The sequence below is a fragment of the Robertkochia aurantiaca genome, assembly GCF_020166495.1.
GTDB lineage: Bacteria > Bacteroidota > Bacteroidia > Flavobacteriales > Flavobacteriaceae > Robertkochia > Robertkochia aurantiaca.
This window is the reverse complement of the sequence record NZ_JAINZS010000001.1, coordinates 24,692-38,170: the sequence shown is the minus strand read 5'-3', so window position 1 is coordinate 38,170 and position 13,479 is coordinate 24,692. Positions and strand designations below refer to the sequence as shown.

At 44.9% G+C, this 13,479-nt stretch carries 14 protein-coding genes; 3 read left to right on the top strand and 11 right to left on the bottom strand.

From position 1 onward, the window contains the following. Positions 1–15: 15 nt before the first annotated feature. The 11 genes from recN to K7R10_RS00125 all read right to left on the bottom strand — a co-directional run bounded on the left by recN (position 16) and on the right by K7R10_RS00125 (position 10,881). The gene (gene recN / locus K7R10_RS00175; protein WP_224482633.1) at positions 16–1,689 is read right to left on the bottom strand and encodes a DNA repair protein RecN; all 1,674 of its coding nucleotides are present in this window, start codon (positions 1,687–1,689) and stop codon (positions 16–18) included. A gap of 58 nt (positions 1,690–1,747) precedes the next feature. Further along, the gene (porD, locus tag K7R10_RS00170; RefSeq protein WP_224482632.1) at positions 1,748–2,659 is read right to left on the bottom strand and encodes a type IX secretion system protein PorD; all 912 of its coding nucleotides are present in this window, start codon (positions 2,657–2,659) and stop codon (positions 1,748–1,750) included. Next, positions 2,628–3,842, bottom strand: a complete 1,215-nt coding sequence (gene coaBC / locus K7R10_RS00165; protein ID WP_224482630.1) for a bifunctional phosphopantothenoylcysteine decarboxylase/phosphopantothenate--cysteine ligase CoaBC — start codon at positions 3,840–3,842, stop codon at positions 2,628–2,630. Before coaBC ends, porD begins: the two co-directional genes overlap by 32 nt. Positions 3,843–3,845: 3 nt before the next feature. Further along, a complete protein-coding gene (locus K7R10_RS00160) occupies positions 3,846–4,172 on the bottom strand; it encodes a DNA-directed RNA polymerase subunit omega (protein ID WP_224482628.1) in 327 nt (108 codons plus the stop codon). Positions 4,173–4,182: 10 nt separating this feature from the next. Then, positions 4,183–4,983, bottom strand: a complete 801-nt coding sequence (locus K7R10_RS00155; RefSeq protein ID WP_224482627.1) for an outer membrane protein assembly factor BamD — start codon at positions 4,981–4,983, stop codon at positions 4,183–4,185. A 140-nt stretch (positions 4,984–5,123) separates the two neighbouring features. Continuing rightward, entirely contained in the window at positions 5,124–6,023 is a 900-nt protein-coding gene (gene dapA, locus K7R10_RS00150; protein WP_224482625.1) for a 4-hydroxy-tetrahydrodipicolinate synthase, read from the bottom strand. Next, on the bottom strand, positions 6,023–6,550 hold the full coding sequence (locus K7R10_RS00145) for a DUF6913 domain-containing protein (protein ID WP_224482623.1): 528 nt from the start codon (positions 6,548–6,550) through the stop codon (positions 6,023–6,025). Before K7R10_RS00145 ends, dapA begins: the two co-directional genes overlap by 1 nt. Positions 6,551–6,662: 112 nt before the next feature. Further along, positions 6,663–7,343, bottom strand: coding sequence for a hypothetical protein (locus K7R10_RS00140; protein ID WP_224482616.1), 681 nt, complete (start codon positions 7,341–7,343; stop codon positions 6,663–6,665). Continuing rightward, on the bottom strand, positions 7,340–9,334 hold the full coding sequence (gene ligA / locus K7R10_RS00135; protein WP_224482615.1) for an NAD-dependent DNA ligase LigA: 1,995 nt from the start codon (positions 9,332–9,334) through the stop codon (positions 7,340–7,342). Before ligA ends, K7R10_RS00140 begins: the two co-directional genes overlap by 4 nt. Before the next feature lie 193 nt (positions 9,335–9,527). Further along, positions 9,528–10,400 carry a peptide chain release factor N(5)-glutamine methyltransferase gene (gene prmC / locus K7R10_RS00130; protein ID WP_224482613.1) on the bottom strand — a complete coding sequence of 291 codons (873 nt, stop codon included), beginning with the start codon at positions 10,398–10,400 and terminating at the stop codon, positions 9,528–9,530. 1 nt (position 10,401) lies between these two features. After that, positions 10,402–10,881 (bottom strand): GNAT family N-acetyltransferase, encoded by a 480-nt coding sequence (locus tag K7R10_RS00125; protein WP_224482610.1) that lies wholly within the window; start codon positions 10,879–10,881, stop codon positions 10,402–10,404. Positions 10,882–10,920: 39 nt separating this feature from the next. Here K7R10_RS00125 and ribD point away from each other — a divergent pair, with 39 nt between their 5' ends. Genes ribD through K7R10_RS00110 form a run of 3 tightly spaced genes read left to right on the top strand, consistent with a single transcriptional unit; the run spans position 10,921 to position 13,477 of the window. After that, positions 10,921–11,991, top strand: coding sequence for a bifunctional diaminohydroxyphosphoribosylaminopyrimidine deaminase/5-amino-6-(5-phosphoribosylamino)uracil reductase RibD (gene ribD / locus K7R10_RS00120; RefSeq protein ID WP_224482607.1), 1,071 nt, complete (start codon positions 10,921–10,923; stop codon positions 11,989–11,991). Next, positions 11,988–12,608, top strand: a complete 621-nt coding sequence (locus K7R10_RS00115) for an HAD family hydrolase (RefSeq protein WP_255610438.1) — start codon at positions 11,988–11,990, stop codon at positions 12,606–12,608. The genes ribD and K7R10_RS00115 overlap by 4 nt, the downstream gene beginning before the upstream one ends. Further along, positions 12,605–13,477 (top strand): EamA family transporter, encoded by an 873-nt coding sequence (locus K7R10_RS00110; RefSeq protein ID WP_224482605.1) that lies wholly within the window; start codon positions 12,605–12,607, stop codon positions 13,475–13,477. Before K7R10_RS00115 ends, K7R10_RS00110 begins: the two co-directional genes overlap by 4 nt. Positions 13,478–13,479: the final 2 nt, after the last annotated feature.

Genomic DNA, 13,479 nt, shown 5'->3' with positions numbered 1-13,479 from the left:
CGGCTTTCATTTTCCTTACAAATGTAAGTCTTCCTGTCGGCTGAGAAGCTCACGGGCGTGAGAAAGAGCCGAATCACTAAGGTCTTTTCCACCCAGCATTTCCGCTATTTCACTTATACGTTCTTCTTCAGAAAGTTTCCGCATGCTGGAAACGGTGATTCCGTCTGCGTCTTCTTTAAAAACTTTAAACTGGGCATCGCCCAATGAGGCTATCTGAGGTAAATGGGTAATGGCAAAGACCTGCATATTACCGGCCATACGCTTCATAATCAATCCCATTCTGTTGGAGATCTCCCCTGAAACACCGGTATCAATTTCATCGAACATAATGGTCGGAAGTTTGGTATACCCTGCCATAATCGATTTGATCGCCAGCATGATACGAGACAGCTCCCCTCCTGAGGCCACCTTTTTGAGGTCTTTGAAATCTGAACCCTTGTTGGCCGAAAAACCAAATGAAAGTTCATCCATACCATAAGCGTGAAATTCCTTGCTCTCATCGAGGTTTAAGTGCAATCTGGCATTGGGCATTCCAAGTTCGGCCATCACGTTTTCCAATTGCGAACAAAGTTCAGGTATCGCTTGTTGTCTTTTGGCTCGGAGCTCTTCAGAGGCTTCCTTCAGTTTCTTTTCCAGTTCGGTTAGCCTGGATGACAATTGATTGATCTCCTTTTCAAGATCCTCACTCATCCCGGTTTTATGTTCCAGGTCTGCCTTTATCGCCAATAACTCCTCCACATCAACTGCCTGGTGTTTTTTCTGGAGGTCATAGAGCTTTTGCAAGCGGGCATTTACCCTTTCCAGTTCAGCAGGGTCGGCTTCCAGGCCTTCCTCAAGGCGAACGATCTCCTGGTAGGTATCTTCCAGTTCGATAAACGAAGCCTCCACCCGGTTATATATCTGCAAGTAATCATCACCGTAACCACGGCTGCGATTGAGCAAAGCCTTGAGCTGGGCAAGAGTCTGCACGACTCCGTACTGTTCTTCACCCAGGTATTGAGCTGCCTGCCCCATACCCTCCTTTAGCGATTCGATATTGCTCAATCTCTCATAGTCGGCTTCCAGCTCTTCCTGCATACCTGCCTGCAGATCTGCTTCCTGTAATTCATTCAAAAGAAACGCATGATAATCCTGCTCCTTAAGCATCTCATCACGTTTATTCCTGAGCGCCTCAAGTCGCCTGCCCAGTTGCTGAAATTCTTTCAGATCCTTTCGGTATGCAGTCAAAAGGGTTTGATTTCCTGCATAGCCATCGAGCACTTTAAATTGAAAGTCATTATCGGTAAGTCTCAGTGTCTGATGTTGCGAATGAATATCTATAAGGCGATCACCCAGGGTTTTCAGCACGTTCAGGGTCACCGGCGTATCGTTTATGAAAGCTCTTGATTTTCCCCCCGGAAGTATTTCGCGTCTCAGAATACTCACAGGTTCGTAATCGAGATCTTCCGTGTCAAAAAGCGGCTCCAGTTCATACGCACTTATATCAAATGAAGCTTCTATGACAGCCTTGCGTTCGGCATCCCTGAGCACACTTAAGTCGGCCCTGTTTCCCAGCACCAGCGAGAGTCCTCCAAGCAATATGGATTTACCCGCACCTGTTTCACCGGTGATAGTGGTAAAACCATCATGAAAATCAACATGCAGTTGATCGATCAGGGCATAATTTTTAATGGAAAGTACCTTCAGCAATGTTCACGAATTTTTAGGGTCCAAATATAAGATTTAATGGAAAATGCCTGCAAAGGCTTTAATATTCTATACGCGACCAGGTCTCGCCGTAAAGTGGCGCCACCTTGTTCAGGGTATTGACCAGGTTGACGATATCCATTTTCGGACCACCGGAAAAAATCCCGGCTATTTCTTCAGCCTTGGCGTCGAAAAAGGTCTGCAATACAAAGGAGTTCGGCCTGGTATTGTTGAGTCGCTCGAACAGCTTCATAGACCCTGCAATTGATTGCTTCGCCAGCATGGCATTATCAGTCATATTATCCATCCCCAGGCGGTGATAGTTATACAGAGCGAGACGGTATTCCCGAAAGGTATTTGACAAAAGGTTATCGACCAGCTCCCACCGGGTTCTGTTCCCGTCTGTCTGCTGCCATCCGCTGTAACCACTTCCCTGGGCCAGGTTCACAATGCTTTGGGCTCTTTTAAAAAAGGGAGTTCCTCCTTCTCTTTCAAACGTATCTGCATCTACCCCCAGAATAATATAGATGTAATAGGTGATAACAGCCGTCAGGTTTGATTCAAAAACATTCGGATTAAAGAATAAGGGTTCAAACTCGAGATAGTTAAAGGTAAATTGCCGGTCCTGATAATTGAACACCGGACTCTGATAGGTCGAGTTATAAACCGGCCGGTTTGACTGTATCTGCAAATTAGCCGTAAAAGTATTGGCATCAAAAGATGTAATGGTCAGCTGCATACTGCAGTCTATTCGTTCGTCAGGCTCCAGGTTCCTGTTGGTCCACTTCGATTTGTTCACAAAATCATTCAGGGAACGCTCAAGGGTTTTGAATACCTGCTGATTGGTTTGTTCGACCTGTTCTGAGTTGACGATGATGGTGCAATTCAGCTCTTGTGCATACAGTAACGAGCTTACCGAAAGCAGTAAAAACCAGATAATGCTATTTTGAAAGTAAACGTTGATTGATCTCATGGAAGATGTCTTGAGCAACGGCCTCCTTGGCCTTCAGGGCAAATGCCTTTTCCCGCATCTCCCTGTCTATAAATGTAATCTTATTTGTCAATTTTCCAAAACCCGCGCCCTCATCTTCCAGCGTATTAAGAACAATGGCATCGAGGTTCTTCCGGCGGAGTTTTGATTTCGCATTCTCCAGGGCATTATCTGTTTCCAGGGCAAATCCCGCCAGGAACTGGTTCTTTTTGGCTTCTCCCAGCGATACAAGTATGTCTTTTGTTGGCTCCAGTTCGATATGAAGAGCATCTGCCTTCTTCTTTATTTTCTTGTCTGCCGCATGCTTAGGCCGGTAATCTGAAACGGCGGCTGAAAGGATCGCGATATCTGACGATTCAAAATTATCATGTACAGCATCGTACATATCGGCTGCAGAAACCACCCTGATGATATTTACCTGATCGTGATCGAGCTGAAGATGAGTGGGCCCCGTGATCAGCACCACATGAGCTCCAAGTTTTGCGGCTTCTCCGGCCAGGGCAAAACCCATGCGGCCAGAGGAATGATTCCCTATGAAACGAACCGGATCGATCGCTTCATATGTTGGACCTGCCGTGATCAGAACGCGCTTTCCATAAAGCGGCATTCCCGTGAGCAGATGTTCAGAAACAAAGGAAACGATGTCTTCGGGTTCAGCCATACGGCCCGGTCCGCTCAAACCACTCGCCAACTCTCCTGAGCCGGCAGGGATCATGATATTCCCAAATTCCTGCAGCTTTCTGAAACTTTCCTGACTGCTGGGATGTTTATACATATCCAGATCCATGGCAGGAGCAAAAAAAACCGGACATTTAGCAGAAAGATAGGTAGCCAGCAGCAGGTTATCGGCCGTACCATGACACATTTTTGAAAGCGTATTGGCCGTCGCAGGAGCTATGATCATCAGATCTGCCCACAGCCCGAGTTCCACATGGTTATTCCAGACCGCATTTTCATCTTCATCATCGGTGAAGGAAGAAAGAACGGGATTTTTAGATAACGTAGAAAGGGTTAAAGGAGTAATGAAATCTTTAGCAGATTCAGTCATTACAACTTTAACGCTGGCTTTTGCTTTTACGAGCAACCGCACCAAAAATGCGGTTTTATAGGCGGCAATACCTCCGGAGACCCCTAAAAGTATATTCTTGCCGCTCAGTACCGACATAGCTTAGGGCTGTTTTTCGGTATTTCTGTAATAGATTTTATCTTCAAGCCACTCCTGAATAGCCATGGCATGAGGCTTTGGAAGTTTTTCATAAAACTTCGAAACTTCGATCTGCTCCTTGTTCTCGAAGATCTCTTCAAGACTGTCTGTGTAAGTGGCAAATTCCTCTAACTTTTCAATCAGCTCCTTTTTTACCTCAGCATTAATCTGGTTAGCTCTTTTGGCTACAACTGAGATCGCCTCATAGATATTTTCGGTAGGAGTATCTATTTCATTCCTGTTATAGGTAACGGTTGAAACAGGGGCATTAGAGTTTCTCAAATCGCTCATATTAAACTTATTATTTACTGTAATTTTCTAATTGATATTCAATATCACTGGCCAGGGCATCGGCTTCTTTACGATACTCTGATTCAGGATAATTCTCTACTAAGGTAAGATAATTTTCCTTAGCTGTTTCAAGACGCTCCTCCCTGCGGGAGTACACGCTATTGACCGCAAGGTTATAAGATGCCAGAAACTGGTAATACAAAGCATCTTCACGATAGACCGATCCCGGATATTCTTTCAGAAAGAGCTCAAAAGCTTTGATGGAAGCAAAATAGTCTGAAATACGATTATACTGTTTTGCGATCTCAAAAGCCTTCTTCTCTATTTTACTCCTCAGGTCTTCTATCATTGCGTTAGCCTCATCAACATACTGAGATTCAGGATACATATTGATAAAAACCTGCAGTTTGTTCAATGCACTCATGGTCGCGGTCTGATCGAGACTGTAGCGCGGAGAAGTAAGATATTCGCTTTTGGCTCCTAAAAAGGCCGCTTCTTCAGCCTTCTCACTTCGGGGATATGACTTATAGAATCTTTCAAACTGGTAGGAAGAAAGATAATACTGACCCGTTTGATAGTAGGCATCTGCATAGAAATAAATGATACGCTCACCCTGAGGCTTACCTATGTAGCTCGGTACGATCTGTTCAAAAAGGCGAATGGCTTTTTTGTATTCCCCCTCATTGTACAGATTCTCTGCGTATTCATATTTCTTTTTTACATCACTTTCTTTCAGCACCTTTTGATACTCGCTGCAGGAGGTAAGGATCAGGGCTGAAATGAGAATCGCGAAAAAATTGCTGAATTTCATAATCATCGGGCAAAATTAGGTAATTATCCGGGATTTAAAAAAACAATTTAGACCCCGGATTTCAGGAAGCCATAATACGAAAAAGTTCCGCCCTTTTAAAACCTGTCGGGCAGAACCTGAAATACTGAGATGCTATTGGGTTATAATGGCTGACTATTCTCAGGAGTCAACAGAGAAAGGGCGTCTGCCAGTTTGAGATGCAGCGCCTCCGAAGCTTCAACAAGAGGCAATCTGACCACTGGTTCGCAAATACCCTGCTGGGCCAGCACCGCCTTGATCCCGGCCGGGTTACCCTCTTCGAATATCAGCTCCATCAGATTAAGCAGCTGATAATGCCAGTGATTAGCGACATCAAGATTTCCACGAAGACCTTCCCTGACCATAAAAGAAAATCTGTCAGGCACTCCCTGAGCGATCACAGAAATAACACCTGCACCCCCTGCAAGTACCATTGGCAGGGTAAGAGCATCATCTCCTGATATCACCAGAAAATCTTTAGGCTTGTCTTTCAGAATATGCATGGCCTGCATAAGGTCGCCTGAGGCTTCCTTTATCCCTATGATGTTATCGAACTCTTTAGCCAGTCTTAAAACGGTGGCCGCCTGCATATTCGAGGCGGTACGCCCAGGAACGTTATACAATATAACAGGGACCTCAGCATGCCTGGCAATTTCACCAAAGTGCCTGTAAATACCCTCCTGGGTTGGTTTGTTATAATAAGGAGATACAGAAAGTATGGCATCAAAGCCTTCCGTAATACCCGATTGCAATTCTCTTACTACAGCAGCTGTATTGTTTCCTCCCACACCCAGAACAAGGGGTAGCCTGTTTTGGTTCACCCTTTTAACAGTATCGATGACCAACTGCTTCTCTTCATGTTCGAGGGTAGCCGATTCTGCCGTGGTTCCGAGAACCACCAGATACTCTACCCCTTTTTCTATCACGCGGTTTACCAATCGCTCCAATGCGTTTACATCGACGCTTAAATCATTTTTAAACGGTGTTACCAGGGCTACTCCGGTTCCGACAAACTGTGTCATTAGATCTTTTTTAAAATTTTCAAATATCTGATCAATTCGTTTTGAAATCCGCTGAAATCACCTTCAGGCAAATGCAGCACCAGATCGTTAAGCTCTTCCACCTCTCCGCTGATACCTGCCTTAAAGTCGGCTTTGCAGAGCGCTGCGACAAGCAACATTTCGACAGCAGCCTGGTCGGTGAAATAATTGATCTGAAGGTCATATTCCCGCTGTAGAAAATCGTTCAGAACAAAGCTTTTCAACTTTCCACGCTGACCGATATCTCCCCTGGAGAACACCGGTATCATATAGTTCACTCCCCTGTGCACCTTGTCCACATACCCAAGTATGTAAACCTCTTCGTTGTTCACTCCGAGTGCTGCGGCCAGGTTCATCAAAGGCCGGTAATCTACAAGCTCGTCATAATTGATGATCACTGCGAGGGAACGAATACCCTCTTTTCCCTGTTTTACCAGGGTTTCGCGCTCACCCAAATGCCTGTCAATGATCTTTTTAATGGATTTCTCCCTGAGGCTGTTAAAAATCATACCATAACTGTTATTGCCCGCAAAGGTAAGATTTTAAAAGCTTCAACGATTCAAAGGTAAAGAAGTATGAGTGTACAAAATAAAACTAATTGTTACGTATATAACAAATCTGTCAGGCTATTTCCAGCCTTCTGAAATTAAAGGCGGTGATGAATCTCGCCAGGAAGAAATAAGCTGCCACAGTGGCCACGGCGTTGACAAACTTAAAAAGGAAATCTGCCTCCAGGTAATTATAGAAACCGATCATGATATCGCCCACTACAAATGACAAAGCGATGATAACAGCAAACAGCTTAATCTTGGTCTCCTTATTAAAAAAGCTTACCAGGGTTACGATCATAAACAGACTGAGTATGATGCTGTATCCCATCACGTAAGGGTAGAGTTTGCCCATCTGGTTTCCGAAGATATCTTTTATGCTATAGATAAAATAAACGAACCATAAGATAATTACCGGAAGGGCCGAATAAAGGAGGCGTTTGACCCGAAGGAGCCTGATAGACTTGAAACAGATAACCGTTAGTATTATATAGGCCAACGAATAGCTGATAAAAGAAACCACCTGCCATTTTTGACTCAGCACATAACCGAAGAACAGTCCAAGCCAGCACAGAACCATGATTACCAAAGGAAGGTAATGACGTTTAATCACAGCCCGGCTGTAATACAAATAAGCTATAGGCACTAATAACAACCTGCCGGTATGTTCAACCCAGGGCATACCTGATATCACCCCTGCCAGGAAAATCGCAGAAGCAATCAAATATGCATATAAAACGGGTTTGTCTCTCATACCATATCGAGCAGGTCTGATTCTGAAATAACAGGAACTCCCAGCTTATCAGCTTTCTCCTTCTTGCTGGGCCCCATATTCTCACCGGCTACCACATAAGAAGTCTTTCCTGAGATAGAGGAAGAAACCTTCCCCCCATTGTCTTCGATCAGTTTTTTGATCTCGTTACGACTCAGCTGTTCAAAAATTCCTGACACAACGAAAGTAAATCCTTTCAACTTCTCTGAAGTATTTTCCAGTTGTTTTGCCGAAATTTCCAGTTGAAGCCCGTAATTTTTCAAACGCTCAATAATGACCTGATTTTTCTCGTTTTCGAAAAATTCTGAGACACTCTCAGCGATACGCTCGCCTATTTCATCCACGGCCGTGAGATCTTCTTTACCGGCAGCTCTGAGTTTATCGATTGACTGAAACTCACGGGCAAGTTTTTTGGCCACTGTCTCACCTACATAGCGTATTCCTAATGCAAACAGCACTCTTTCAAAAGGTATTTCCTTTGATTTTTCGATTCCCCTTACCAGGTTCTCTGCAGATTTTTCGGCCATGCGCTCCAGGGGAAGCACATCTTCCTTTTTCAATTCATAAAGATCAGCATAGTCATCGATAAGTCCTTCCTTAAAAAGCAACTCCACCGTCTCTGAACCGAGACCTTCGATATCCATGGCCTTTCTTGAAATGAAATGCTGAATTCTTCCGGTGATCTGCGGCGGACAACCGTAAACATTGGGGCAATAATGCTGTGCCTCGCCCTCTTTTCTCTCAAGCGCAGTACCGCATTCCGGACATTCGGTAATATAGCGTGTGGGTTCAGACTCCGGGTCACGTGCCGTAAAATCAACCGCTGTGATTTTTGGTATAATCTCACCACCTTTTTCAACCATGACCATATCGCCTTCCCTGATATCCAGTTTTGCTATCTGGTCGGCATTATGCAATGAGGCTCTTTTCACCGTGGTACCGGCAAGAAGCACGGGCTCGAGGTTAGCCACCGGGGTAATGGCTCCTGTTCTCCCCACCTGATACGTGATGTTATTGAGCCGGGTTCTGGCCTGTTCAGCTTTGAACTTATAAGCGATGGCCCATCTGGGCGATTTGGAGGTAAAGCCCAGCTCTTCCTGGTGGTAGAGGGAGTTAACCTTCACCACAACCCCATCGATCTCATAGGGAAGATCGTGTCTGTGTTCTTCCCAGTATTGCACATACGCCATCACCTCATCCAGTGACTGGCATAGCCTGGCTGTTTCAGGCACTTTGAAGCCCCATTGGTTTGCCTTCTGCAAACTCTCGTACTGGGTCTCAACCCCAAGCCGCTCCCCGGCAAGACTGTAAAGAAAACAATCAAGAGGCCTTCTGGCCACCTCAGCGCTATCCTGTAACTTCAGACTTCCGCTGGCAGTATTCCTGGGATTCATATATGGCTCCTCCCCGTTCTCTATTCGCTCCTGATTCATTTTGGCAAAACCATCCAGAGGAAGTATGATCTCTCCCCTTATATGAAAATAAGGCGGATATTCTCCCTGTAACTTTAAAGGCACAGAACGTATGGTTCGCACATTATTGGTAATGTCATCACCCTGTATTCCGTCACCCCTGGTTACCGCCCTCAGCAGGTTTCCTTCCTGGTAGGTAATACTCACCGAAGCGCCATCGTATTTCAACTCACAGGTAAATGAAAGATCATCGCTTCCCAACAGTCGTTCCACCCTCTTTTCCCATTCGCTCAATTCTTCCTTGGAATAAGAATTATCAAGAGAATACATGGGAAGATCGTGTTTGACCGTTTCGAAATTCTTGGTAACCGCTCCCCCAACCCTGCGAGTCGGAGAATTCGGATCGTCGAATTCAGGATGCTCCCTTTCCAGCTTCTCCAGTTCCTTGAGCTTCATATCGAAGTCGTAATCTGAAATCACCGGCTTATCCAATACGTAATAACGGTAATTATGCTCCCTTAATTCTTCCCTCAGGTTTTTGATCTTTTCAGCTGTGGTCATATGTTTTCATTCTTTAATGCAGAAAAAGCTGTAGCGATTTCAGCTACTTACGGGGCCGGTTAAAATGGCCGGTCTAAAGTATCAAATACCGTAAGCAAAACCAACAACACTGGTAAAAACTCCTGTAAGGCTTGCAGAACAAATGACCTCCCCTGACAGACGATATACAACAAGGGCTTCAGAATCAGACCTGTCAGGGCTTAGTTCCCCTGATCATACGGTCATTTGCATTCAGGTCCTGCCGTAAGCTGATCTCCTGATACCCGAATGAATGCAATAAATCGGTCATTTCTGCCCCCAGGTACTGGTTGATCTCAAAATAGATACTTCCTCCTGATCTCAGCCACTTATCTGCCATTACCAGAATTCTTCTGTAAAAAACCAAAGGGTCATTATCAGGCACAAATAAGGCGATGTCGGGTTCAAATTCCAAAACATTCTTTCGGATTTCCTGCTTTTCCAGATCTCTTACATATGGCGGATTCGATACGATCACATCGAAGCCCTGCACAGACAATTTTTCAAGTTCGCGGTCTGTTTCTGTTGCCTCCAGTATATCGGCCTGTACAAAAATTACGTCCACATCCTGATTCCTCGCGTTCATCCGGGCTATATCCAGGGCCTTCGAAGACCGGTCAATTGCCGTCACACCGAAGCCGGGAAGTTGCTTTTTCAGTCCAATAGCGATACATCCGCTGCCGGTTCCTATATCGAGTATGCTTCCTGTGCCCGTTCCTTTCACCTGATCGATGACCCAATACACCAACTCCTCTGTTTCAGGCCTTGGAATAAGCGTGTCGGGCGTGACCTGAAGCTCCATTCCCAAAAATTCCTGTTTTCCGAAGATGTATTGAACCGGTTCTTCATCGCGTAAGCGATCCAGGATATCCAGAAACTGATTCTGCTGCTCTTGCGTAAGCATGCGCTGATGCTCCAAACTCAGCTGATAGGGCTTAAGATGCAACAGGTATCCGGCTGTAATACGAAAAAGACTAATTGCTTCTGATTGGCCATAGACCGGCTCGAGGAGGTCAACGAATTCCTTTCTTAGATCGCCAAGAGTCATCTCAAAGATCTTTTAATAACCAGACCGGACAGGAACTGTGACCTGTATCTCCCATCGGTTGATCTATATAATGAAATCCATTGTTCAGATACAATTGCTGAGCGGTTTTCATGTTAGGCATGGTTTCTATATAACATTGATCAAAACCGAACTCACGGGCAGCCTGCAGACAGGTTTCAATCATTTTACGACCTATTCCCTTTCCGCGAACCTGCGGAAGAAAGTACATCTTTTGCAATTCACAAACATTCCCTTCATAATTCATCAGGGGAGCAATACCAGCCCCGCCGTAAATACTTCCCGATTCATCACTGACCACGTAGTACACGCTTTTCGGACTTTGGTAAGTCTCATACATCTGATCAAGGGCTGCATCTTCATAGGCAGTCCCCTTCTTGGGAACGTTCATTTCTATCAATACATCGCGTATTGCCCTGGCTAACAAGGGATCGTCTTCAGGTCTAATCTCTCTGATGGTCATTTTTATAATGAGCTGAATTAAAATAGTATTTTTGCCAAGGTGAATATACACGAATTCTACATAAACCGCTGTATTCAGCTTGCCAAAAATGGTCTTGGGAACACTTATCCGAATCCCTTTGTCGGTTGTATTATCGTACACGATGATAAGGTGATCGGAGAAGGGTACACCAGTCCTGCCGGAGGTAATCATGCAGAGGTAAACGCTATAGAGTCGGTTAGTGATAAATCCTTGCTTAAGGAATCCACCCTTTATGTGAGTCTTGAACCCTGCTCCCACTTTGGCAAAACACCGCCCTGTTCAGACCTGATCATTCGCTATGGCATACCCAGGGTGGTCATCGGCAGCACTGACAGCAATGAGTTGGTTTCTGGAAAAGGTATCGCCAGACTCAGAGCTGCCGGGTGTGAGGTCATGACCGGAATACTCGAAAATGTGTGTGACTGGTCACACCGACGTTTCTTCACATTCCATCGAAAGAGACGCCCCTATGTGATACTCAAATGGGCACAAAGCCAGGATGGTTTTCTTGCTCCTTTAATAAGAGAGGAAAAAAAGCCAGTTTGGCTTAGCAGCCCTGCATCAAGGCAATTGGTTCATAAATGGAGAAGCGAAGAACAGGCCATACTGGTGGGAGCGCAAACAGTTATTGATGACGATCCGGGCCTTACCACAAGAGACTGGAATGGCAGTAACCCAATGCGGGTAATTATCGATCCTAATGCGAGAATACCCCTGTCTTCGAAGATATTTCACGACCAGGTCAAAACAATTTGGGTGGTCAGGGAACAGGAAATGAATCAGCGAATCGCAAATCATGAATTGTCGGTTTTAAAGGTTCCGGGAGATAAAGATATACTCGAAACCATCATGGACCTCCTCTACCAAGAATCGATACAAAGTCTGATCGTCGAGGGAGGCTCCAAAACCCTTCAGCGCTTTTCCGATCAAAACCTTTGGGACGAAGCCCGTATTTTCAGATCTGAAACGATTATAAAAGATGGGGTAAAGGCTCCTGTAATTCATGGTGAGTTAAAGGAAGAAAAGCATTATGACAGAGATCTTTACCAGTTATACCTCAATAAGAATAACACCCCCCCGGTAATATGAACATAATAAAAAATATCATTTTTGATTTTGGTGACATCTTCATCAATCTGGATAAACCGGCTTCCCTGAGAGAAATTTGCAAACTGCTACCTGATTTTAACCTTAGCCCGGAGGTGGCAGACATGAATGAGCGCTATGAAAAAGGCAGGGTAACCACCTCTGAATTTATAGCATTTTACCGCACTCACACCGGAGAACTCAGCGAAAAAGACTTAAGGTTTTGCTGGAATGCCATTTTGAAAGACTTTCCGGATTACCGGATGGAATTTCTTGAATCGATCGCTAAAAGCGAGAAATACAGGCTTTTTCTGCTAAGTAACACCAATGAAATGCATATCGAATGGGTCAGAAAAAGCATGGGAGAAGATCAGTTCATGAAATTCAGGTCTTTTTTTGAGGTGTTTTACCTGTCACACGAAATGGGCATGAGAAAACCAGACAAGGAGATCTTTGAATTCGTTATCGATACTAACCAGCTCGAGGCGGCAAACACCCTGTTCATCGATGACACCCCCGAAAATACAGAGGCTGCAGCACTAACGGGCTTACAAACCTGGAACCTCATACCCGGGAAAGAAGATATTGTACAACTGTTCGAAAAGAATTACCGGTTTTGATCTATCTCTTCCTAAGCGTACTGGTAAGCAGCTCTTTATTTGTCATCTTCAAGCTATTTGAACGGTATCGGGTAGATAATTTCCAGGCGATCGTTTTTAATTATTTCGTTGCCTTTATCTCCGGATTGCTGCTATTCCCACCGGAGGGAAAACTGATGGATACCTTCTTTAAACCGTGGTTTGTGGGTACCATCATCCTGGGAGTGCTCTTTATTTCAATTTTTCTGGTCATGGCACGCACAGCACAGAAAAACGGTTTATCGGTGGCTTCCATTGCCGGGAAGATGTCGGTAGTCATACCGGTGATCTTTGCCTTTATCGTTTACCGCGAATCAGCGGGCTGGATGAAGATTCTCGGAATTGTTTTCGCACTCCTGGCTGTCTACCTGGCTTCAGCCAGACAAAAGGGCATGCTCACGGCAAAAGACAATCTTTTATACCCGGGCCTGCTGTTCCTGGGCTCCGGAATTATCGACACCCTTTTAAAATACCTCGAGGTGAACTTTGTGAATGACCAGGACATACCCCTCTACTCCTCTGCCATTTTTTTCAATGCTGCATGGATCGGTACCCTGGTAATGACTTATCGTTCAGTGAGTAGTAAAACACTGACGATCAAACCCAGAAATATCGTCGCCGGCTTCGTACTTGGCATTCCGAACTATTTTTCTATTTACTTTATTCTACAGGCGCTTCGCCATTCAGTTCTCGACAGCTCCTCTATATTCACTATTAACAATGTTGCCATAGTGATGCTTACCACCCTGTTCGGTATCCTGCTCTTCAGGGAACGCCTGTTATTAAAAAACTGGATCGGTGTTGTACTGGCCATTATCAGCATTATATTAATAACCTACGCTAAAGTTTGACT